Origin of the sequence: Corynebacterium provencense (assembly GCA_900049755.1) — a bacterium.
Classification (GTDB): Bacteria; Actinomycetota; Actinomycetes; order Mycobacteriales; family Mycobacteriaceae; genus Corynebacterium; species Corynebacterium neomassiliense.
On record LT160598.1, the window covers coordinates 1 to 1404 of the forward strand.

The 1404-nt window shown below is 73.1% G+C and carries 1 pseudogene; it reads left to right on the forward strand.

The window, feature by feature from the left end:
* Positions 1-82: 82 nt before the first annotated feature.
* Positions 83-1404: pseudogene (locus BN3906_RS13700) on the forward strand (primosomal protein N'); the annotation flags it as partial.

A 1404-nucleotide genomic window follows, 5' to 3' on the forward strand; every position in this document is an offset into this window, starting at 1 on the left:
TAGAGGGGTATAAGAGCCGGCGTCATGGCTGTGGACCCCGGGGGAGGACTGGGCCGGCCGCACCGCCGAGTTCGCCGCGGCCGTGGCCTGGGCCGGGGGTGGTGTCCTTCTCATCGTCCCGGACCAGCGTGACGTGGACCGGCTGCGTACGGCTCTGCGCCGGTTCCTCTCCGCGGCGCAGATCACCGAACTGACGGCGGCTGTCGGCCCCTCCGCCCGGTACCGGCGATATCTCAGCATCCTGGCCGGCCAGGGGCGTGTCGTGGTGGGCACCCGGTCCGCTGCGACCGTCCCGGTCCCCGGTCTCCGGCTGATCATGCTCACCGGTGAAGCCGATGAGTCGCTCGTCGACCCGCGTGCCCCGTACATCCACGCCAGAGAAACCCTCAGACTACGCGCTGAGCTGGAGGGATGCGGTTTCATCGTGGGCGGTCCCCACCGTAGTGCCGAGGTGCAGCAGTGGGTCGAGGAGGGATTCTGCCCGACCCTCCGCCCGGACCCGGGGCACCTGCGCTCCCGCATGCCGTGGATTCACGCCCTCGACGACGTCCACGACCCTCACGCCGCCCACGCCCGGGTTCCCGCGGCCGGGTTCCGTGCGGTCCGCGGAGCACTGGATGCGGGGCGTCCGGCGCTTGTCCAGGTGCCGAGAAGAGGCTATGCGCCTGCCCTGGCCTGCAGGGACTGCCGAACCCCGGCACGGTGCCGCCGGTGCAACGGGCCACTGGAACTGCCTCCGGGCAGCGACGGTGACGCCCCTCCGAGGTGCCGCTGGTGCGGTGCCCCGGAGATGAACTTCACCTGCGGCACCTGTGGGGGACGCCACCTGCGCATGACCGTGGTCGGCACCGACCGGACCGCCGAGGAGCTCGGCCGGGCGTTCCCCGGTGTCCCGGTGGTCGTCTCCGGGGGGACCGGGGTACGTGCGGACGTGCCGGCCGGTCCGAGGATCGTCGTGGCGACCCCCGGGGCCGAACCGGTGGCAGAAGGTGGCTACGGTGCGGCGGTACTGCTCGACCCGTGGCTGTCCCTCGGACGTGCCGACCTGCGGGCGTCGGAAGGGACGCTGCGGCAGTGGATGGAGGCGTCCTGCCTGGTCGTCCCGCGTGCGGACGGTGGTGAGGTGCTCGTCGTCGCCCGGACCGACCTGCCCGAGGCACAGGCGCTGATCCGCTGGGACCCGGAGAGGTCGGCGGCGGAGGAACTCGGGCAGCGCAGGTCGGCTGGCTTTCCGCCGGCCACGGTGCTGGTCGCGGTGGACGGTACCGACGAGACGGTGGAGGAGCTCCGTGAGCTGCTGGTGCTGCCAGGGGAACTCGGGGACCCGGAGGTACTCGGCCCGGTGGAGCTGCCGCCGGGGGTGCGCCCGCCCGCCGGGCTGGGGGAGCAGGAGCGCGACCGGGC